The sequence below is a fragment of the Sporosarcina sp. FSL K6-1540 genome, assembly GCF_038620285.1.
GTDB lineage: Bacteria > Bacillota > Bacilli > Bacillales_A > Planococcaceae > Sporosarcina > Sporosarcina psychrophila.
On sequence record NZ_CP152018.1, the window covers coordinates 1,270,045 to 1,292,192 of the forward strand.

21 protein-coding genes and 1 pseudogene are annotated in these 22,148 nt (G+C 42.8%); 1 reads left to right on the forward strand and 21 read right to left on the reverse strand.

Features of this window, described 5'->3' with window-relative positions; translation table 11 throughout:
* Positions 1-3: 3 nt before the first annotated feature.
* Genes MKY15_RS05580 through glp form a run of 5 tightly spaced genes read right to left on the reverse strand, consistent with a single transcriptional unit; the run spans position 4 to position 3,001 of the window.
* Positions 4-576, reverse strand: coding sequence for a molybdenum cofactor guanylyltransferase (locus tag MKY15_RS05580; protein WP_067213434.1), 573 nt, complete (start codon positions 574-576; stop codon positions 4-6).
* Positions 573-806, reverse strand: coding sequence for a molybdopterin converting factor subunit 1 (moaD, locus tag MKY15_RS05585; RefSeq protein WP_067213436.1), 234 nt, complete (start codon positions 804-806; stop codon positions 573-575). The genes MKY15_RS05580 and moaD overlap by 4 nt, the downstream gene beginning before the upstream one ends.
* Entirely contained in the window at positions 803-1,249 is a 447-nt protein-coding gene (locus tag MKY15_RS05590) for a molybdenum cofactor biosynthesis protein MoaE (RefSeq protein WP_187046079.1), read from the reverse strand. The genes moaD and MKY15_RS05590 overlap by 4 nt, the downstream gene beginning before the upstream one ends.
* Complete coding sequence (gene mobB, locus MKY15_RS05595; RefSeq protein WP_067213441.1) at positions 1,236-1,748, reverse strand: molybdopterin-guanine dinucleotide biosynthesis protein B; 513 nt, start codon at positions 1,746-1,748, stop codon at positions 1,236-1,238. The genes MKY15_RS05590 and mobB overlap by 14 nt, the downstream gene beginning before the upstream one ends.
* On the reverse strand, positions 1,745-3,001 hold the full coding sequence (gene glp, locus MKY15_RS05600; protein ID WP_342539225.1) for a gephyrin-like molybdotransferase Glp: 1,257 nt from the start codon (positions 2,999-3,001) through the stop codon (positions 1,745-1,747). The genes mobB and glp overlap by 4 nt, the downstream gene beginning before the upstream one ends.
* A gap of 61 nt (positions 3,002-3,062) precedes the next feature.
* Here glp and moaC point away from each other — a divergent pair, with 61 nt between their 5' ends.
* Positions 3,063-3,554: a cyclic pyranopterin monophosphate synthase MoaC gene (moaC, locus tag MKY15_RS05605; RefSeq protein WP_067213447.1), complete on the forward strand. Its 492-nt coding sequence runs from the start codon at positions 3,063-3,065 to the stop codon at positions 3,552-3,554.
* Positions 3,555-3,769: 215 nt separating this feature from the next.
* Here moaC and MKY15_RS05610 read toward each other — a convergent pair whose 3' ends face one another.
* The 16 genes and pseudogenes from MKY15_RS05610 to MKY15_RS05685 form a co-directional block, all read right to left on the reverse strand.
* Positions 3,770-4,285, reverse strand: a complete 516-nt coding sequence (locus MKY15_RS05610) for a MogA/MoaB family molybdenum cofactor biosynthesis protein (protein WP_231885732.1) — start codon at positions 4,283-4,285, stop codon at positions 3,770-3,772.
* Positions 4,286-4,300: 15 nt separating this feature from the next.
* Positions 4,301-5,320, reverse strand: a complete 1,020-nt coding sequence (locus MKY15_RS05615) for a ThiF family adenylyltransferase (RefSeq protein WP_342539227.1) — start codon at positions 5,318-5,320, stop codon at positions 4,301-4,303.
* 59 nt (positions 5,321-5,379) lie between these two features.
* Positions 5,380-6,873, reverse strand: a complete 1,494-nt coding sequence (locus MKY15_RS05620) for a nitrate/nitrite transporter (protein WP_067213451.1) — start codon at positions 6,871-6,873, stop codon at positions 5,380-5,382.
* Positions 6,874-7,730: 857 nt separating this feature from the next.
* Positions 7,731-8,258, reverse strand: a complete 528-nt coding sequence (locus MKY15_RS05625; protein ID WP_342539228.1) for a hemerythrin domain-containing protein — start codon at positions 8,256-8,258, stop codon at positions 7,731-7,733.
* A gap of 18 nt (positions 8,259-8,276) precedes the next feature.
* Positions 8,277-8,924 carry a response regulator transcription factor gene (locus MKY15_RS05630; RefSeq protein ID WP_067213456.1) on the reverse strand — a complete coding sequence of 216 codons (648 nt, stop codon included), beginning with the start codon at positions 8,922-8,924 and terminating at the stop codon, positions 8,277-8,279.
* Positions 8,921-9,994, reverse strand: coding sequence for an ATP-binding protein (locus tag MKY15_RS05635; protein WP_340742549.1), 1,074 nt, complete (start codon positions 9,992-9,994; stop codon positions 8,921-8,923). Before MKY15_RS05635 ends, MKY15_RS05630 begins: the two co-directional genes overlap by 4 nt.
* Positions 9,994-10,458: a GAF domain-containing protein gene (locus MKY15_RS05640; protein ID WP_067213461.1), complete on the reverse strand. Its 465-nt coding sequence runs from the start codon at positions 10,456-10,458 to the stop codon at positions 9,994-9,996. Before MKY15_RS05640 ends, MKY15_RS05635 begins: the two co-directional genes overlap by 1 nt.
* A gap of 50 nt (positions 10,459-10,508) precedes the next feature.
* Positions 10,509-11,189, reverse strand: coding sequence for a respiratory nitrate reductase subunit gamma (gene narI / locus MKY15_RS05645; RefSeq protein WP_342539229.1), 681 nt, complete (start codon positions 11,187-11,189; stop codon positions 10,509-10,511).
* Complete coding sequence (gene narJ, locus MKY15_RS05650; protein WP_067213470.1) at positions 11,182-11,751, reverse strand: nitrate reductase molybdenum cofactor assembly chaperone; 570 nt, start codon at positions 11,749-11,751, stop codon at positions 11,182-11,184. The genes narI and narJ overlap by 8 nt, the downstream gene beginning before the upstream one ends.
* The gene (narH, locus tag MKY15_RS05655) at positions 11,744-13,348 is read right to left on the reverse strand and encodes a nitrate reductase subunit beta (RefSeq protein ID WP_067213472.1); all 1,605 of its coding nucleotides are present in this window, start codon (positions 13,346-13,348) and stop codon (positions 11,744-11,746) included. The genes narJ and narH overlap by 8 nt, the downstream gene beginning before the upstream one ends.
* Complete coding sequence (locus MKY15_RS05660) at positions 13,338-17,012, reverse strand: nitrate reductase subunit alpha (protein ID WP_342539230.1); 3,675 nt, start codon at positions 17,010-17,012, stop codon at positions 13,338-13,340. The genes narH and MKY15_RS05660 overlap by 11 nt, the downstream gene beginning before the upstream one ends.
* A 304-nt stretch (positions 17,013-17,316) precedes the next feature.
* Positions 17,317-17,397: pseudogene (locus MKY15_RS05665) on the reverse strand (molybdate ABC transporter permease subunit); the annotation flags it as partial.
* Positions 17,398-17,513: 116 nt separating this feature from the next.
* Positions 17,514-18,212 (reverse strand): iron-sulfur cluster repair di-iron protein, encoded by a 699-nt coding sequence (gene ric, locus MKY15_RS05670; RefSeq protein ID WP_342539232.1) that lies wholly within the window; start codon positions 18,210-18,212, stop codon positions 17,514-17,516.
* A 173-nt stretch (positions 18,213-18,385) separates the two neighbouring features.
* Positions 18,386-19,447 carry a ribonucleotide-diphosphate reductase subunit beta gene (locus tag MKY15_RS05675; RefSeq protein WP_187046088.1) on the reverse strand — a complete coding sequence of 354 codons (1,062 nt, stop codon included), beginning with the start codon at positions 19,445-19,447 and terminating at the stop codon, positions 18,386-18,388.
* On the reverse strand, positions 19,402-19,842 hold the full coding sequence (locus tag MKY15_RS05680) for a flavodoxin (RefSeq protein WP_067213478.1): 441 nt from the start codon (positions 19,840-19,842) through the stop codon (positions 19,402-19,404). Before MKY15_RS05680 ends, MKY15_RS05675 begins: the two co-directional genes overlap by 46 nt.
* Complete coding sequence (locus tag MKY15_RS05685) at positions 19,827-22,049, reverse strand: ribonucleoside-diphosphate reductase subunit alpha (protein WP_342539233.1); 2,223 nt, start codon at positions 22,047-22,049, stop codon at positions 19,827-19,829. Before MKY15_RS05685 ends, MKY15_RS05680 begins: the two co-directional genes overlap by 16 nt.
* Positions 22,050-22,148: the final 99 nt, after the last annotated feature.

Genomic DNA, 22,148 nt, shown 5'->3' on the forward strand with positions numbered 1-22,148 from the left:
TCGTCATCCCCTTTCCAGGGTTTCCGGCGTATTCACGTTCGTGAACATCCGTTTTTCATCGTCAGTCAGAACGCTTCCTTGAACCCACGCTGTATTACTAATAGAAAGTAATTTCATTACACTCAGTTGGTTGTTTTTCAAGGCTTCTTTCACTGCATTTTTCATTTGCGTATCCCAGATAGACACGAGAGGATGATATCTTCCATCCGAAATGACAGCCGTGACACATTCGTTATGAAGCGTTATCAACTTCGATATAGCTTTATCATCTATAAATGGCATATCACACGGTAATACTACATAGCGGTTCGCTTCCACGGATTCCATCGCAGACAGAATCCCTGCAAGCGGACCGAGTCCAGCATATTCCACTTTATCAGCCATCAGGTTTTCACCATCACCAAATCGGTCCATTAGTTCAGGTAGCGTCACAATAACAATCTCGTCACAGGATGCCGACATTGCTTCGACTGCAATTTTATAAAAGTACTTATTTCTTAGTTTAGCAAATGCTTTCGGAGAACCGAACCGCCGAGACAATCCGCCCGCCAGAACGATGCCTACTGTCTCCTTCATCCCCCGCTCACAGGTGGGATGAATGCACAAATATCTCCCGAATGAATGACATCCTCCTTTAAGGCATATTCTTCATTCACTGCAACATGCACTGTATCTTTCCCAAAACCCGGATACATCATTTCCGCCCAGTCCAGCAGCTCGCGGACAGTCATCGATTCCCGTTCGATGGTTTCTTCCGCCTTGCCGGTCAATTCGCGCAGCCTTGCAAAATAGTTCACTTTAATCACTTTTGTTCGCCTCCCTTTTCAGGATACTTTTTTTGACCGCCAATCCATTCTTCGCCGTCTTCCCAGATTTCCTTTTTCCAGATAGGGACTATTTCCTTAATGCGTTCAATTGCATACTCATTCGCTTCATATGCTGCTTTCCGATGAGGGGAGGAAACTGCAATGACTACCGCAATATCTGAGATATGCATTTCCCCAATCCGGTGAGCAATCGCCACTTTCACGCCTGGCCATTTCGCTTCCATTTCTCCACCGATTTCCGCCAGTTTTTTTTCGGCCATTGGTACATAGGCTTCATATGCCAAATATAATGTTCGGACCCCGTGTGTCCATTCCCGGACATGTCCTGTGAAAACAGTGACAGCTCCTGCTCCAGCATGAAGGACATAATCAGTATATTTTTGCGGTTCAATTACTGTTTCAACAATTTCAAACGGTTTCATTGCCATCCTCCTTTTCAATCCAGTCAAGTAGCCACGAATCGAGTTGTTCAACATTCTGCGCAGATTCAATATGCGAACTAACAGCTGTAATTTCTGGACATCCGATAACTAGCTGTATGCCATCCAATCCGCTTAACGATTCCCAATCCCCGGCATCTCTAAGAAGGACTACTTTCTCCCCTTGTTCTTTCTTATACCCTTCAATGAGCAGAATATCCGGTTTTCCGATTGCTGCCAGCACCTTAAGCTCGGCAAATTCGGGCTCTTCATTCAACAGGATTTGAACCGCACCCCCACCTGCAACAACTGAAACGTCTGCCCCACTACCAAAAAACTGCATCGTATCCGTCGATGGATTTGGCATGGCAGGCTGCCCACCGTGGCCATGATGCTTTAATACAGCGACTGAAAGTCCTTTGTTTTTCAATAAACAAATCCATCTCGATGTAAGTGTCGTTTTGCCACTATTTTTATAACCGACAACTTGAAGTGTCTTCATAATACCCACTCACTAACGCCTTGCTCAGAACCGAGCAGCAAAATATCAACATGGGTTCCTGCTGTGTAACCGCGCGTTCCGCTTGGAAGAGCGATAAGGCAATTTCCCCGGGCAATCGATGATACTGCATTTGATTTATTAAAGCCTGCGGGTACTGCAACAATACCTTCCGATGTCATTTCCCAGAATGCACGAATGAAGCGGGTAAAAGGGTTTGGCTTTCCGAAATCTTCACCTAATATCGCTTGCATGCGCGGCATATACGGTGTGTTTGCACCTTGCATAGCAAGAATAGCGGGTCTAGCGAATAATTCAAAACCCGTGAAACAAGCAGATGGATTTCCCGACAGACCGAATAATAGTTTTTTACCAAGCACGGCGACCGTCGTTACGCTTCCCGGACGCATCGCAACTTTGTTAAATAGGACCTTAGCTCCCAACCGTTCATAGATTGCGGGTAAATGATCATAATCACCAACAGAAACACCGCCTGTCGTAATAAGTACATCTGTTTCAATGAGAGCTTTTCTGACGACTTCTGTGCATGCATCTAGATCGTCTTCTTGCATGCCATATGATTTGTAACCTAATCCCATACGAGTTAACTGGGCAGCTATCATCGGTCCGTTCGAGTTCCGTATTTTTCCAGGAACAAGTTCATCTGACACATCTAGCAACTCCGTTCCCGTTGAAAGAATGCCAACAATTGGTCGTTTCGCAACTTTGACTGTTGCATAACCAAATGTCGCTAATAACGCGATTGTACCGGGATGGATAAATGCTCCCGATTCAACAAGGAGTTCCCCCTCCTTTGCGTCTTCACCCTTAAAGGATATATTTTCCCCTTCGCTAAACGGTTTACGCAATGTAAAACGATCTTTTCCTTCTGTCGTCTGTTCGAGCATGACAACCGCATTGGCATTATCCGGTATCGGGGCACCCGTCATGATTCTGTATGCTTCTCTTGGACCTATTCCACTAGTCGCTACATGGCCCGCACCAATTTCACCAATCACAGTGAACTGTATACGATTATCTCCAGAAGCACCCTCTGTGTCCTTTGCACGGACAGCGAATCCATCGTATGGCGATCTGTCGAATGATGGGACATCATGCTTTGCGATAATCGGTTCCGCAAGTATTCTTCCGTATGTATGTTCAAGTGGAATCGTATCAGTTCCACCTAGATAGCTATGTTCCATGACGAGTCGAACAGCCTCAGATACTAAGATAGGCTTTCTCATTTCTACCATGTAGATTCTCCTCCTTCTGCTATACTGAATGTATTAGATATGTACGAAAGGAATGACTCCATTGTCAGAGCTCACACATTTCAACGAACAAGGCCGTGCAAAAATGGTCGATGTTTCCGACAAAGCAGAAACCACTCGAACAGCTATCGCAAAATCGTCCATCATTGTTAATGAAACAATTCATTCACAAATCACAGAAGGTACCAATAAGAAAGGCGATGTATTCGCGGTCGCTCAGGTCGCGGCAATCATGGCAGCAAAAAGTACATCATCCATAATTCCTATGTGTCATCCGATCCCACTGACAGGTGTTAACATCCATTTCGAATGGAACATAGATAAATCATCTGCTCATTATGAAGTATTGATTGAAGCGGAAGTGAAGACAAAAGGTGTGACCGGTGTTGAGATGGAAGCACTTACTGCTGCCTCCGCTGCTGCACTCACTATTTACGACATGTGCAAAGCGGCCGGCAAAGAAATGGTTATTGGACCAACAATGCTATTACGTAAAACAGGTGGAAAAAACGGCGATTACGAAAGACAATTCTAATTCTCTTCCACGGCTCACTTCAGGTGAGTTTTTTGGTCAGTAGAACCAATTTTATAATAGTGGATTTTGTATTGAAATCCTTACAAGGTTGATTTACACTCCAGGCGGACGCCTTCCGTTACAATCAACGGAACTCATCCATGGAAACTAATAATCGATATAGAAATTTCGTTAGCGTTAGGTTTTTATTTAAAATAAGTAATTACGGAATTAAGTTAGTCCTCTAGATGTTTGGTAAGTTCATGCACAATATGGTGAATTTCAGGCAAAATTAGCTTGTCCATTGCAAGTTCCACTGCTTTAACGGATCCGGGAAGTGCGAAAAACACCTTCTCTTTTACCACGCCTGCCGCAGCCCTGCTTAATAGCGCCTTTGAACCTACATCTTCTGTATAGCTAAGGTAACGGAATAACTCGCCGAATCCATCAATCGTTTTTGTGAAATAGGTCGACACAGTTTCAATAGTAACATCACGAAAACCAATGCCAGTCCCACCTGTAGAAATAATGCCATGAACGTTTGGATTCCGCAGCCATTCTTCGACAATCGATTCAATTTCCATCGCGTCATCCTGACAAAGCCATGTTTCAAATACATGATGACCCGCCGATTCAAGCTTTTGCCGAATTGTCCAGCCACTGCGATCATTCGAGACATTACGCGTGTCACTCGTCGTCAGTACGCAAAAAGTGAGTTTCTTCTCTTTGTCCGATTCATTCAAATGTGACAATCTGATTCCTCCCTTTCATCCAAAAAATTGATGGTACAATTTACGTCCTATCTTTATATCCTTTAATCCATGAATTAACAAACGACCATTGCCAAATAGAATACAACGATAACTATCCGCATTAAATTCCACAAAAAATGGTGTCACTTTATAGGGTGACCCCAGCCTTTTAGCGACTGTTTCCCCATCCTCAATCGTCAATGTGCGGTTTGCATTCGGAATGATTTGCACTGTATCCCTACCGCATAACACTGCGTATCCGGTATCTTCTGCTCGATGCAGCGCCGGGAAGGTCGGTGTATTTCCGCATGTCTCACATACTTCGTTTCGCATACGGGAAATCCCTGCTTCTATATGCGTATTGTTCCATACATCAAAATGGAATAGCTTCTTGCGCATTGCATCTTTATTCCCCGTTAACCATTTCAGCGCTTCTGCACTTTGATGTGCCGCCGTAATTTGAACAGCAGGCGCAATAATTCCTGACGTATCACACGTTTCATTAACCGACGGTAAAACCGGTAGCAAACAGCGGAAACAAGCTGACTCGCCTGGAATGAATGGAAAAACTGTACCTGAACTGCCTACACACGCACCATAAATCCAGGGAATACCTTTTTTCCATGCAATATCATTTATCAACAGACGCGTTTCAAAGTTATCCGTCGCATCCATGATTAAATCAGCGTCATCAATAATTTGTTCCATAATGGATCCATCTACATGATCAAGCACGGTTACGATTTCAATGTCTTCCCGAATCATTTTCAAACGAGCTTCAGCAGCAACCACTTTCGGTATGCCGTCCCGTGCATCTTTCTCGGTAAACAGCTGTTGTCTTTGCAAGTTAGACGGTTCTACATAATCTCGATCTGCAATCGTCAATTTTCGCACTCCACCACGGACAAGTGTCTCTGAAACAGCTGAACCTAAAGCCCCACACCCAATGACAACAACGTGGGAAGAACTTAACTTGTCCTGCCCTAATTTCCCAATTGGTTTGAACAGCGTTTGCCTTGTATAGCGATTTTCCAATGTCCACTCCTCCTATAAATTGAAGCGAGGGCTACCGGTCTTTACGACCGGATGCCCTCTTAGCCTCGCGGCGTTATATCACTGAATGTTCCGACGTAACGAGTTACATCTCCGGAACCATCCTTCACCGCACTGATTGACAGCAGTTCAAGGTATTCTTCGCCATTTTTGCGTTTATTCCATATTTCACCTTGCCATAATCCATCTTGACCAATTTGACTCCACATAGACGTGTAGAATTCTTTCGAGTGTCTACCTGAACTGTACATATTCGGATTACTTCCAATCACTTCTTCTTCGGTATATCCTGTCAGCCTTGTAAAAGCAGGATTCACAGACTGAATTGTTCCCGAAGCATCTGTTACAAGAATCCCTTGACCCGTTGAATTGAAGACTTCTGCAGACATGCTAAGTCGATCCATATAATAAAGCCAAATGACAAGGACCAAGCTCGCAAGTGCAACTTGAGAGAATGCCATGAAACCGATTGAATAGGAACCTGTCATCGAATGAATAATCGATAGTAGTAAAGGTGGGAAGAATCCTCCAAGCCCCCCCATCATCGATACAATCCCATTAGCAATTCCAGCTTGTTTGTTGAAGTAAAACGGAACGAGTTTGAAGATTACACCATTACCTATTCCTGCTGCAACAGCAATTAACATACTTCCCGCTGTATATAATGCAATAGTAGGTGAAAACGCGAGAATAATAGCCGCAAATGTAAGTCCCGCAAAGACACCCATCAATAAGAACAACGGTTGGAATTTGTCAGCAAGCCATCCTCCGACCGGGCGCAGGAATGTTGCCACTGCAATGAAACCCGCAGTCCGCATTCCTGCATCCACTTTTTCCAGTTCGAAGTACGTGACCAAAAAGTTCGGTAAAAATATTGTAAATGCAACAAATGAACCGAATGTAATGAAATAAAATAATGAGAAGAACCACAGTTTTTCATTTTTATAAACGCCTTTAATTTGCTCAAGTATCGGTGTTTTCACTTTCACTTCTTGCTTGTCACCAAATATGAAATTCAAGGCCGCGAAGATAAGCAACAGTACGAGATAGAATTTGACGGTCATTGACCAACCGACTTGTGTGGCAATTACCGGTGCAGCAAACGTTGAAATTGCAGTACCCATATTCCCCATACCGTAAATACCATTGACGAGACCATGCTTCTCTTTCGGGTAATACTTAGGTAGCGATGTTACACCCACTGAGAATACAGCCCCCCCGATTCCGAGGAACGTACCGCCAACGATCAAATCCGCGAACGTTGAAGCAGCACTTATGTAAAATACCGGAAACAGGAGTAATATGAAACTCACAAAAAAGATAATTCTTGCGCCAAATATATTTGCATAATAGCCAAGTGGAATTCTAAGGATAGATCCCAAAACGACCGGAACAGCAGTTACAATCGCAAGTTTTTCGGCAGGAATAGCAATATCTTCCCGGATGAATGGCAATAGTGAGGATATGAGTACCCATACCATAAAACCGACTACTAAGTTCGCCGTCTGTAATGGAAGTTGTAATTTTTTATTCATTCAAATCAATCCCATCATTGTATTTTGAATGAAACCGACATTGATTCCCTGCTTTAATTATAATTGAATTAGTTCAGTGTAAAATAGTAGGTAGTCCCCGATAACCTATAAGGGTTTTCCCTACATCTAGCAATTTACATACATATGTTGATCATCCAAAGACAACCAGTAAATAACTTAAGCCAACACTAGGCACTTCGTGTACAGTCACTTTTGGATTACTTTGGATTGAACGACCTCTAAACGATTATCGAAATATTTCTACACACTTTTTTCGGTAATCGTATGGTGCTTATTCATCCATCGCTCTCCAAATGAATAAGTCCACAAAGTGCTAAATCTTTTCGGGAAGAAAGAATAGCGGGCTTCTTATCTCGATAGTAGCCGCCAAAGTACAATTTTGGCGGCTGAAGCCTTCTCCATAGTCTTGTCTTTTTTAGTTAAGGAAGAGTCACTCTCTTATAGTTCATCGCATGAGAAGATACATACTCTTTACTACAAGTAAGCAAGGAATACATTGTGCAAAGTACTAGAGTGCCCGAAATTGTATCTTCGGGCACTTACAACCTTTATAAAAAGTTATCTATTCTTTTTTTCTAAAATAGCTGTATTTTTTACTTGAACGTTATAGGAACGCGATAGGCAACTAGTCGTAACAGGATTACCGAAAAATATGTGGCTAGGGATGACGAAGTCATTTCTAGCCACATTTGTCTCTCGGTAAAGATGTCATGAATAGTTCTCCTAAATCGGACCGGAAATGATCCAGTGAAAATGGTGTTTTTCAAGCCTTTCTTACCTGTTCTTTATGCAAGATAATGGTTAATCAATAGACGCGCTATCTACGTTATATATGCTTAAAGAATCGGAGTATATAATTGTTCATAGAGTTTATCCTGCTCTTTGATAGTGAGGATATTATTAACCATTAAAAATAGTACAGATTCTTCTTTCACAAAATGAACAGTGATAACCTCAAATGCTTCTGCGGCGTCTTGAACTACCTTCTTCATTTCCTCCAGCGTAAAGTGGTTTACATCACCGCGTGTGTGATGAAGAAAATGACCGATGTAGGCATCAATTTCACCATGTTCTTCCTCCGTTGCATTGACTGGTCCCTGTTCTGAACCGACGTATTGGGCAAGCATTGGGAACAAAAATTCTTCTTCTTTGTCTGTATGATTCTTTAACGGTTCAATGAAATCAACGATGAGTTTCCGAAGTGACTTCAGTGCTTCATGGCCTTCTATGACAGTATAGATATCCCGTTCAAAAGCCAGAACAATTGTATGCCAGCCACTCATTAAATACTCTAAATAGCGATGTTCATTTTCAAGCACACGTAAAGCTGGTAAGTCGAACTTGAACTTTTGTGCCTCAGCCATTTGAAACACACCTTTCTGCTAAAAGTTTAATAGTTTTTTACGTAACGCATATTCAACGAGTTCAGGCCTGCTTTTCAACTGCAGTTTTTCCATAATCCTAGCTTTGTGCGCTTCGACAGTCTTAACAGAAATATATAGTTTCTCTGCAATTTCTTTGTTTCCAAACCCTTTTGCCGCAAGCGGAAGAACTTCAATTTCGCGTTTTGTTAAGATCTTGAAAGGATCATCTTCTACCACTTCCGTGCCCTTTTTAACAAACTCACGGACAAGTGAAGTGGTCATAGCAGGATGAATATACGTATCACCGGCGTGAACTGTACGTATTGCGGCAAGTAATTCACCATCGGGCGCATTTTTTAGAACATAGCCCGATGCTCCATTTTTTAACACATGAAATAAATATTCTTCATCATCATGCATTGTCAAAATAAGAATTTTTGTTTCTGGAAAATCTTCATTAATTTTACCGGTAGCAATTAGACCGCTCTCTCCGGGAGGCATGCTTAAATCCAACAGCAATACATCTGGTCGGTACTTTGCGACTAAAGCATATGCTTCTAGACCATCTGCAGCAGTGGCAACGACTTCCATATCACTTTGGAAATTCAGGATATGCATAAATCCACTACGAACGACGGCGTGGTCATCCGCAATAATTATTTTCATTTGTTATCCTCCCCTTCCTCAGACGCTCTAAGTGGGATTTCCAATCGTACAGAAGTACCTTTACCAATACTCGATTGAATAACGAACTGGCCATTCACCAGTTCTGCTCGTTCTCTCATTCCATAAAGGCCAAGACCCGTACCAATTGGATTGATTTTATTTTTATCAAATCCTGCACCCTTGTCATACACACTCAATTCAAGGTTTCCTGAACGTTCAAACAACCGAACGTAAACTTCATCCGTTTCTGCATACTTAAGCGCATTGAGAATGGACTCCTGGCAAATCCGATAGACAACTGTCTCAATTTCACCTTCATATCTTTTAGCTTCAAGTTCAGCAGTAAAATGAACGATTAATCCATAATTTTTCTCAATCCATTTAAAATGTGTCCTAAAAGCAGCTTCGAGGCCAAGGTCATCTAAAGTAGCTGGTCGTAACTCAACAGACAAGTGACGAATATCATCCAGTAAACGCATCAATGAGCCTTCCGCTTGTTGAATCTTTTTGAGTACTTCAGAATCGACATTCATGTATTTCAACACACGCAAGTCAACAAGGGAACTTAACATTTCCTGGGCTACGCTATCATGTAATTCCCTCGACAACCTCTTGCGTTCATCTTCTTGTGCTTTAATGACATTTTTCATCATGGTTTTCTGGTTAAGTGTTTCTTGTGTCTTGTACTGCTTCGTCAAATCTCTCAACATGAAGACACGAATTCCATTTTCTTCATCGATGGTCTGATAACTTGCCGTGTACGGAGTTATTCCTTTGCCTTGCGTGTCCAGGTAAACTTGAAATGAGCTGAAATCTTTTTGTGGACTTACCAAATAGCAGGATAGGCATGTCTGAAGTTCCGATTCACTTGTATACCCTTTACAAGACATGCAAATTGCTTTTACATCTCCCGCAATCATTCCATTCAGTACTTCCGCACCTATAATAAGTTCCGCCGCACTATTCATAGCAATTACTTTTCCAGCTGAGTCAAAAAAGAAGATGGCCTCAGCTGAATTGTCGTACATTTTCATTAACAAGTCTGTCAACTGAAAACTCCCGATTTGCATCACTGTTTTACCATCTCCTTATTATAATACGGACCGAATCTCAGGCCGACATGATTTATAAAGCCTGAAAATTCTTCTGCAGTCATTCTTTTTCCCTCTCGATAAGCTACAAGTAACACACCATGGACGCGATTATATTTATAAAGAGGTATCGCTCCAAAACTTTTTAAGTCTTCTGCAACAATAATTGGATAGTTAAACAGATCCATTGAATCAAGTTCCAGGTCTCTATCGTGAACAAAAAATGGTTTTCCTGATTTAAAAACATGCCCTGCAACGCCTTTTCCAGTTTGCAAAGTGATACGTTTATATCGGTTGCTACGATTGCCTGTTACGTATTTCCATTTCTGGACGAAACGCATTTCCGCTGACTCAACAAGAGCCAGAGCGACAAAGTCGAAACCGAAAATCGATTGTAACCGTTCTATTTCTTGCTGATAATCAAATCTTAATTGTTCATCCATTGCTATTTCTCCCTATATAGAAAAAAGGCAAAGCTGCCTTTTTTCGTTCATTAGTTTTCACGGTGCCTTCTATACAGGATATAGCTTCTTCCTACATAATTCAACGGTACACTCCAGACGTGAACCAATCTGGTAAACGGCCACATTGCAAAAATGAGGAACCCAGATAAAACATGAAGCTGAAATGCCAGTGGTACACCTATCATATAGGCACCTTCCGGTCGAAAAATCAGCAAGGAACGGAACCATATTGAAATTGAACTTCGGTAATCAAATTCTGGCTGTGTAATACTAGTTGCAATTACACTGTACATACCGATGAATACGATGAACAGTAATAGGGAGTTGACGATTAAGTCTGATGCAGATGACAACTTACGTACGCTTTTTAATGCAAAACGGCGATATGTCAAAATAAACATCCCCACAAATGTGACGACACCAAAAAATCCTCCACCCCAAACAGCGCCCATATGATACATATGATCACTAACACCAAGTGCTTGCGTCCATTCCTTCGGGACAGCAAGCCCCACGACATGGCCCGCTATTACAGGCATGATGCCAATATGGAACAGTAAACTACCTATCATCAGTTGTTTCTTTTCTATAAATTCACTTGATTTTGCAGTCCAGCCAAACTGGTCGTTCCGGTATCTGAAAATATGCCCTACAACAAATGTTGCCATACACAGATAAGGGAAAATGACCCATAGAAATTGATTAGCCATTTGTAGGCGCCTCCTGACGAGCACATGACTTAAAGGTTACCCTCATCCCCTTAATTAGATGGAAATAGGGACTATTATATTTCTCCAGCGCTTTTAACAGATGATATGTTCCGTCTTCCAAAACAGCGAGTAACATACCAAAACTTTGTTCTGCCCTCGGGTCACCTATCCATTCGCATGCGTAGATAAATTCACACATAAGCGGCAAGAAGTCGGACAGTTCACCGTCTGGCATATTCAGGCCAAACATTTCATAAAGCACTTTTAATTTAGCAAGCATTTGACCGCGATCTTTCGCATCCTGATACTTTACGTAAGTCATGAACAGCGTTGAATCCGTTTGGAAATCAAACGTATATGTATACATTTCCTGGATATCATCAAAGCTGTAGTCATGCATTAACTCCCAGTAAGTTTTAATATGCACATACGCCGGATGGGAAGAGTCAACTGACTCTTCCATGACTGACGGATGAAAGTTTATCTTTTCCGGGTACGTAAGTTGCTGTGCGAAGAAGCCAAATGTGTGTTTTTCGTTATACAGCTTCTGCAGATCAATCACGCCAAATCCCCCCGTAAAAGTTCTCTTCGTAAATTTCTTTACCTGACTTCACTTGTGGTTGTGTACCACAACCATCACAGCTACTATCTTCTTGTTTTATACCTGCGTAGTTGTATGGACTTTCTGAAGTACCCATACTGTAGTCGCCCATTTCCACATAGCCTTCAGATCCTTGTGAACGGTATGCATTCATATGACCTTCTTTATGTGCTGTCGGGATAACAAAGCGATCTTCGTACTTTGCAATCGCCAGAAGTCTGTACATTGACTTCGTTTGATGAGCAGTCAGACCGACACGTTCTAGACGTGATTCATCGAATTCTTTACCAGATGACATGGCACGCATGTATGAACGCATCATTGCCATTCTTTGCAGTGCACCTTTCACTGTTTCGGTATCTCCTGCTGTAAGCATATTTGCGAGATACTGAATCGGAATACGCATTTCCTCAATTGCTGGGAAAATCATATCAGGATTCTTAATCGAGTCTTTACCTTCAAAATAGTTCATGATTGGGCTCAATGGCGGGACATACCATACCATCGGCAACGTGCGGTATTCAGGGTGAAGCGGGAAGGCAAGTTTATATTCAATTGCTAGTTTATAAACCGGTGAATTTTGTGCGCCTTCAATCCATTCTTCGGAAATACCATCTTTTCTAGCCTGAGCAATAACTTCCGGATCATTTGGATCGAGGAATAAATCAATTTGCGCTTTGTACAAATCTTTTTCGTTCGGTGTAGAAGCCGCTTCTAAAACGCGATCTGCGTCATATAAAAGAACACCAAGATAACGGATTCTGCCTGTACACGTTTCAGAACAAACCGTTGGTAGTCCCGACTCAATCCTCGGGAAACAGAATGTACATTTCTCGGCTTTATTTGTTTTCCAGTTAAAGTAGACTTTCTTGTATGGACAACCGGTCATGCAATAACGCCAGCCTCGACACGCTTCTTGGTCTACGAGGACGATTCCATCTTCATCGCGTTTGTAGATGGCGCCTGATGGACAGGATGCCACACAACTCGGATTGAGACAGTGCTCACAGAGTCTTGGCAAGTACATCATAAATGCTTGTTCAAAGTTAAATTTAATTTCTTCTTCTATCTTTTCAATATTAGGATCCATTGGTCCCGTAATGTGAGCCCCAGCAAGTTGGTCTTCCCAGTTTGGGCCCCATTCTAGATCAATGTATTCTCCTGTCACAACAGACTTTGCACGAGCAACGGGCGTATGTTTACTGTCTGGTGCCGAAGTCAGTTTTTCATAGTCATATGTCCATGGTTCGTAATAGTCCTTCATTTCAGGCATATCCGGGTTATAGAAAATCTTCCCTAGAGCAATTTTTGATAGCTTCGAACCGGATTTCAATTCGAGTTTACCTTTTTTATTAATTTGCCATCCGCCTTTATAAAGCTCCTGGTCTTCCCAGCGTTTTGGATAGCCTATCCCCGGTTTTGTTTCGACGTTATTAAACCACATATACTCTGCACCTTCACGGTTTGTCCACGTCGTTTTACACGTAACACTACATGTATGGCAGCCAATACATTTATCCAGATTCATTACCATTGCAACTTGTGCTTTAATTTTCAAGCCAGTTTACCTCCTTCATCTTACGGACTGCAACGTACTCATCTCGCTGATTTCCGATTGGTCCGTAGTAGTTGAATCCGTAACTGAGTTGCGCATAGCCGCCAACCATTTGCGTCGGTTTCATGTGAATTCGCGTCGGCGCGTTATGGCTTCCGCCTCGTTCCTCTGAAATTTCAGAGCCTGGTACTTGAATATGCTTGTCTTGCGCGTGATACATGAACATGGTTCCTTTAGGTATTCTGTGACTGACTACGGCACGTGCAGTAACAACACCGTTTCGGTTGTAAACTTCAAGCCATTGGTTGTCGTCAATACCATGCTCTTCGGCATTTTCACTGGAAATCCAGACAGTCGGTCCCCCACGGAATAACGTCAGCATATGCTGGTTGTCCTGGTACGTCGTGTGGATATTCCATTTACCATGCGGCGTCAAATACCTAAGTACAAGTGAATCTTGACCGCCTATGATTTTTTTGTCTCGCGGTCCGAATACCATTGGTGGAAGCGTCGGTTTGTAAACGGGTAGACCTTCTCCGAAATCCAGGAATAATTCATGGTCAATGTAGAAGTGCTGTCTTCCGGTCAATGTCCTGAACGGAACCAATCGTTCGATATTTGTCGTAAAAGGCGAGTAACGGCGCCCAAGTTTATTCGAACCGGAGAATACTGGTGTCGGTATGACTTCACGCGGCTGTGCAGTAATGCTTGCAAACGTGAAGCGCTCTGCCGCGCGATCGGCTGAAATATCTTTCAGTTCAACGCCGGTATCTGCTTCTGCTGCTACGAAAGCCTTTTGAGAAACGCGACCATTCGTTGCAGAAGATAGTGTCAGCATTGCTTCTGCCGCATGTTTTGCTGTGTGCAGTTTAGGCAATCCGTTTTTGATAGATTCATCGAAATAGGTGCCGTTGATGCCCTTCATCATTTCATATTCATCGGCTACAGAAAAACTGACGCCGTGCGCTCCCACTTTACCAGTCGATAATAATGGTCCAAGCGTGACGTATTTATCATAAATTTGTGTATAATCACGTTCGACAATTGTCATAGCTGGCATTGTTTTACCCGGTATCGCTTCAACTTCACCTTTTTTCCAGTCCTTCACTTCGCCATAAGGCTGAGCAATTTCCTGGATAGAATCATGTGCAAGCGGTGAAGTTACAAGGTCTTTATAAACGCCTGGAAGATGAACTTTTGCCATTTCCGAGAATGTTTCCGCAAGTGCGCGGTAAATATCCCAATCAGAACGAGATTCCCAAAGCGGGTCAACTGCTGGGTTGAACGGGTGAACAAATGGATGCATATCTGTTGAAGAAAGATCGTGTTTCTCATACCAAGTTGCTGCTGGAAGAACGACATCTGCGTACAACGGAGTTGTTGTCATTCTGAAATCCAGTGCCACAAGAAGATCGAGTTTTCCTTCCACATCATCGCGCCAAACAATTTCTTCAGGCTTAACATCTTCATTTGGTGTTGCAAGCAGAGCGTGGGAAGCGCCGAATAAATGTTTCATAAAGTATTCCTGACCTTTTGCAGAACTCGACACTAAGTTGGAACGCCAAACAAATAGAGAGCGCGGGAAGTTTTCCGGTGCATCCGGATCTTCAATTGCAAATTTTGTTTCGCCTGACTTGATTTGTTCCAGTGTATAATTAACGATTTCCTGTGTTGTTGTTTTTCCTTCTTTGGCTGCCTCTTCTGCAAACGTCAGGCTGTTCTTGTTGAACTGAGGGTAAGATGGCAACCAACCAAGTCGTGCAGCCAAGACGTTATAGTCTGCAGGATGCTGATAGCGGGCTTTTCCTCCTGTCGGTGACATAAGAAGATCCGCGCCCATTTCCTCGTACTTCCATTGATCAGTTGCAAAATAGAAATAAGATGTCGCGTTTTGAAGTCGCGCCGGCGCTTGCCAGTCACGTGCAAATGCGATTGTGCTCCACCCTTCAATCGGACGGCATTTTTCTTGACCAACGTAATGGGCCCAGCCACCACCATTAACGCCTTGACAACCAGTTAACATAACGAGGTTAAGGATCGATCTATAAATGGTGTCACTGTTAAACCAGTGGTTAATACCCGCTCCCATAATAATCATCGAACGGCCGCCTGTTTCAAGCGCATTATGTGCAAATTCCCGCGCGATTTGGGTAACCAGTTCAGGTTTAACACTTGTGATTTTCTCCTGCCATGCTGGCGTGTAGAATGATTCTGCGTCGTCATAACCAGATGCTTCGAGTTCACTACCAATCCGGTTAACACCATACTGGCTAAGCATCAAATCGTGAACAGTTGTTACAAGACTTTCGGTTCCGTCTGCAAGTGTTACTTTTTTCACCGGAATCGGACGTTTGAATGTTCCGTTTGACACGTTGTCGAAGAATGGGAAAACAATTTCTTTCCATTCCGCCCCATGATCGGCCACTGACAAAGCCGGTTCAACGCGTGTTCCGTCTACATTATCAAGAATTAGGTTCCACTTCTTGTCCTCTTCCCAACGTTGTCCCATCGTACCGTTCGGAACAATAATTTCATTTGTCGTTTCATCAAAAATAACCGGTTTCCACTCAGCGTGCTGGGATGCTTGCCCTATATCACTTGCCCGTAAAAATCGACCCGCTTTATAAGAATCTTCATGTCTATCGAGTGTTATCAGGAAAGGCATATCTGTATATTGTTTCGCGTAGTTCAAGAACATCGGCTCTTTACGCTGTTCATAAAATTCATCGAGAATGACGTGCGTCATTGCTTGAGCAACTGCAGCGTCCGTTCCGGGATTTGCCGCAATCCAGTCATCCGCATGCGTAACACTTTCTGCGTAATCCGGGGCCACAGAAACTACTTTCGTTCCTTTGTAGCGTACTTCTGTCATGAAGTGAGCATCTGGCGTTCTTGTTAGCGGTACATTCGATCCCCACATAATGATGTAACCAGCGTTAAACCAATCACTCGATTCAGGGACGTCTGTCTGCTCACCCCAAATTTGTGGAGAAGATGGCGGTAAATCCGCATACCAGTCATAGAAGCTAAGCATTTCGCCGCCAAGAAGAGAGAGGAATCGTGCACCTGACGCATAGCTGACCATTGACATTGCCGGAATCGGTGTAAATCCAGCTATCCGATCGGGACCGTACTTTTGGATTGTGTAAATAAGCTGTGCCGAAATCATTAAGGTGGCATCTCTCCAGTTAACCCGGACATGGCCGCCTTTTCCGCGCGCTTTTTTATATTCATCTGCCTTATTAGGATCTTCTACGATGCTAGCCCATGCTTTTACAGGGTCTTTCAGTTCAGAAACTGCTTTAGTCCACATACGCCATAACTTCCCTCGTATGTATGGATACTTCACGCGAAGCGGGCTATATTCATACCAGGAAAATGAAGCTCCACGGGGACATCCACGCGGTTCAAATTCAGGCATATCAGGGCCACATGAAGGATAATCAATTTGCTGGTTTTCCCAAGTAATAATGCCGTTTTTCACAAATACTTTCCAACTGCATGACCCTGTACAGTTCACGCCATGCGTTGTCCGAACCACTTTGTCATGAGACCAACGTTGGCGGTACATATTTTCCCAATCTCGACTTTTTTCTTCTAAAATTGACCAATTTCCTGAAAAACGTTCAACTGGCTTGAAATAATTAAGTCCAAATTTTTTCTTCATTGGAATAGCTCACTCCTTTTTAGAATAACTAACGATCTATGACGGGAATCAAAGACTTATTCATTCACATACTATTAATTTTAAGAATAATCCTGATTCTTTCCTAGTAGGGATGTGCCTATTTGATGTGGGGAATACCCTTATAAAAAGAAAAGCGGAAAGCGCCCGGAGCTAACCAACGTTCCATGTTGAAAATCTATAGTTTCTATCTTCAAATTAAAAAGCCGCCTACTCTGCCCATTACGGACTAGATTAAGCGACCTTTTTCGAATCGATATATACGTGTTATTACTTTCTCTGTCTCTATCAGTATTGCTCCAAACTTACCGAGCACCCTGGCGAACGTTAAAACGACCCCCGCTAGCAAACCTAGCCATGCAAGTGGTTTCATACTATCCCAGACTCTTTCATATCTATTTCTATAGTCATAACGTACTTCGCTAAACCATTCCACATAAAAAACCACCTTTGTAGATAGGTGGTTTTTTGTCCTTTAATCAATCACAGTGCGACACGGACACGGTCGAATAAGTTGTTATTTTCGAGATGGACATGTTCAAATGTGTCTTTTTCAAGTTGTGCAAGACGTGCGTACACAAGCCTATACGTTCCGCAGGCTTCGTCTGGTAGCGTGAAATTATTCGTTAGATCACGTATTTCAAATAATAATATTCCTGCGTGTTCGTGCTCTTGCTCAAGTTCCTTTACAAGCGGCTTAACCTTTTCTTTCAATTCAGGTGTAGGATTTTCTAAAAACTCCAGAATTAACGGAAATACATTGGCATCTTCGTCTGCCGTGTGATCAAGAAGTTCACTTCGTAATTCTTTAAAGATTTCTTGAACGCGAAGAAGATGCGGATGATTTTCTCCATGGACACGGGCAACCTTTGTAATGTACGGTGCGAGAAGCGGTAATTCTTCCCGTAGCCCAGTATGATACTTTTCTTGAATATAGGAGACGAGCGTTTTTGAACCGAATGACGTTGGATCGTTGCCACTTTGCTGCTCGCGTTTCTCCTCTATTTTTTTGACACTATTTAGAACCTCTTCAGGATTGAGTTTTCGTTCTTTAGCTGCATCTTTAAGAGCAATTTTTCCACCGCAACAGAAATCGATGCGCAAACTTCTAAACAAATCAGCACTTTGAGGGAGCTCCGTGACGATATCACAAACTTGTGTATCAAGTGTTAGTCGACTCATAATTTTTTCCTCCTCTGCTTGTTTTAATGAGAATTATTCTCACCCTTAGTTTACAAGGCAGCCATTCGTACCGATAGTAGGGTTTGCCCTATTTAAGATACTACATCCCCATTCAAATCCCTTCTTACTTGAAAAAAAAACGCACACGATTTTTCCCGTGTGCGTTCATATACTTACAAATCATCAAATCCATTAAGATCGCTTGTTTTGACGTATTGACGTGAAGATTGTTCAAAGAAGTCCGTTTTTGTATCGTCGAAGCTGTCGACATATGCACGAATCCATTTCATTGGGTTGTCAGTGAACTCCGGATAAATTTCACTAAGTCCGAGCATGCGAAGCATTTTGTTCGCGCGATATTTCACATAGCCTTCCATTTCGGCAAGTTCGATACCTTCAATATCTGCTAGTACGTAACGACTCCAGATGACTTCCTGTTCGACCGAATGTTTGAACTGATCGTAAATCCAAGCCGTGAATTCATCTGTATTTTGTTCAGGGTTTTCTGCAAGTGCTGCGCGGAAAATGTCACTAATTGCTTTACCATGTTGCAATTCATCACGATTAATATACGAAATCATTGTCGAAGTACCAACCATTTTCTGATTGCGTGCGAGATTGTAGAAGAATGCGAATCCACTATAGAAAAATAGTCCTTCAAGCAGCGTTGTATAGACCATCGCTTTCAATGCTGATTCGATTGTCGGACGCTCGGCGAAGTCATTGTATACTTCTACAATGCGCTCATTACGTTTCAATAGCACTTCGTCTGAGCGGCCCATTTCAAATGAAGCCATCTGCTTATTAAGTGTCGTAACGGAAGATAGTACGTACGCATAGCTGTGATTATGTTCACTTTCTTGATCGGCAATTGTGGCCATAATTGATTTAACAGAAGGATCGGTTGTATAATCCGCCATTTTCAAAGCGATTGTCGTCTGTGGTCCGTCAAGTGTCGCGAGTAAGCCAATAATTTTAAGAAATGCGTCTTGTTCCGGCTTTGTCAGCGTCGAGAATTGCTTAACGTCTTGTGTCATATCGACTTCATTGGCCGTCCAGAATAGTGAACGGATTTGTTGACGCAATGTATAGAAATGGGGATGTGCGATGTCATTCCAGTTGAGGATACCACTCGCCTTGCCCCCGAAAATAGCCGTTGATTTGTTTGGATGTGCAGGTTCCAAGACCTTCACTCGTTTAAGTTTTTCCAATTTCTGATGACTCCCTTCGACCATTCAATTACTTTTTCTTGCTGTATGCCACGTGGACTTTGTTCGATTTTAAGCGGCTCATAAGGGGATGCGTAAAACCGCGCTAACTTCACCGCTGCGTGGCAGAATAATGCATCGCCGCCAAATTGGGTATCACCCGTTCCGAAGACGTATACATTATCCGGTTTATACCCCACATCCGCTACAAAGTCTTTTACTTCGTCAGGCGTTGAGCCTTGCTCCCACGTGAATGACCCCAAGAGCATCGCATCGAAATCACGAGGGTTCGGAATGACGCCCCCACCGATTCGAAACGTTGTAACAGCTATATTTTCCGCTACTAGCGTTTCTTCAATCATTTCAGCAACTTCCTGCGTGTTTCCGCTCCACGATGCGTAGACGATTAAGAATGACACCATTCACACTCTTCGATATCCGTCGCAGTTGAACGTGTGTAGTATGTCGTTTTCATACCAGACTTCCACGCTTGCAAATGAAGTTCAAGCAGAACCGATGCACGAATTGAATTCGGAACATAGATGTTGAAAGAAATTGCTTGGTCAATATGGCGCTGTCTTGCTGCGTTTTGTTTGATTGACCAACGCTGATCGACAATATAAGCGGAGCGTCGATAGACGTCATATGTGTTGTGATTAAGGTCAGGCGCAACAACTGGAAGCTTATAATCTTTCTTTTCTTCATGATAAAACGGTTTGAAAACCGGATCAATTGATGCAGTTGATCCTGCGATAATAGACGTCGAGCTATTCGGTGCAATTGCCATCAAATAACCATTTCTCATACCATTTGTTGCAACATCGATGCGGAGTTCATGCCATTCCTTCGAGTCATAGTTCTTGTTGTCGAAATAAACGCCAGACTGCCATTCGGATCCTTCATATAATGGGTACGATCCTTTTTCAGTAGCCAGTTGCATCGAAGCTTTAATCGTCAAATAAGCTATTTTCTCATATAATTTATCAGCGTAATCCACTGCTTCGTTTGATTCCCATTGAATGTTTTGCAAGGCAAGCAAATGATGCCAGCCAAATGTCCCTAGACCGATTCCACGGTAACGCGCGTTAGTTCGTTGCGCTTGGACAACCGGTATTTTATTAAGATCGATGACGTTATCAAGCATGCGCACTTGAATTGTAATGAGTCTTTCCAAAACGCTTGCTGGAACAGCTCGTCCCAGGTTAATGGATGATAAATTACAGACGACAAAATCGCCCGGTTTTGAACGCGTGACCACGATATCGTCTTCGAGCGTAACAGACTCGAATTCAGTCGGGCTCATATTTTGCGTGATTTCTGTGCAAAGATTCGATGAATAAATCATGCCTTCATGTTTGTTAGCATTCGCACGGTTCACTTCATCACGGTAAAACATATACGGCGTTCCCGTTTCCAATTGGCTACGCATAATCCGTTTCATAAGATCGATAGCAGGAACGATTTCCCGACTAAGTTCAGGATTATTAACACACTCTTCGTATTTCTCACGGAACGAACCTGCCCCTTTTGTTTCATCGTAAAAGTCCTCTAGTGAATAACCCATAACCACCCGAACTTCATGCGGATCAAACAAGTGCCAGTCCCCACGTGCATCAACTTGTTCCATATAAATATCAGGAAGGCAGACGCCCGTGAAAATATCGTGTGCGCGCAAGCGGTCGTCTCCGTTGTTTAACTTGAGGTCAAGGAACGTAAAAATGTCTTTGTGCCAAACATCGAGATAAACGGCGATTGCACCTTGTCGCTGACCAAGTTGGTCAACACTTACTGCCGTGTTGTTCAACTGCTTAATCCATGGAAGTACGCCACTTGAAGCGCCTTTAAATCCACGAATGGATGACCCACGACTGCGGACTTTCCCCATGTAAACACCAATGCCGCCACCGTATTTCGACAAGTTAGCTATATCCGTATTGCTGTCATAGATGCCTTGCAAAGAATCGTCGACCGTATCGATAAAGCAACTTGATAACTGGCCGTGCGGTTTTCCAGCATTCGACAATGTCGGCGTTGCAACCGTCATATAGAGACTGCTCATCGCCCAGTATGATTCCGCTACTTTTTCAAGCCGGTTAGTTGTCTCATCCTGCATCAATGTCATCGCAATAACAAGCCAGCGCTCTTGCGGAAGTTCAACCGATTGTTTGCTAAAGTCAACAGCGACATAACGGTCCATAAGTGTTTTCAAACCGATATATGTAAATAGCTTGTCCCGTTCTGGTTCGATTAGATTACCGAGAATAACAAGATCTTCGCGTGAATACTTTTCAGTTAAGACGGGTGTGTATAATCCCTGCTCGACTAGACGGGCAACGTTTTCAGCAAAATCCGTATAGACCTTTGCACCGCGAAGCTGAGCTTGACGATTGTAAACATCACGTAAGTGAATTCGGGCCGCAACGAAAGTCCAGTACGTCGATACCTCATCGATATTGCTGAGCGTTTCTAGAATCATCGCTTTTGTCCATTCTGATGCGCTTGCTCCAGGATGACGCTCATTCCATTTTTCACTTGCAGCAAATAATGGACGAATCTTCTCCCCACCAAACTCGTTCTGTAAGTCTTCCAATAGCATCTGCGTACTCGTCTTAGTAATATTCATTGTCATTTTCATCGGCTCCTTTATCAAACCTAATTTTTCTATTTCCAATAAAAAACGATAATCCCACCTTTTTCAGGCAGATCCATCGTTTATGAGTTTTATTTA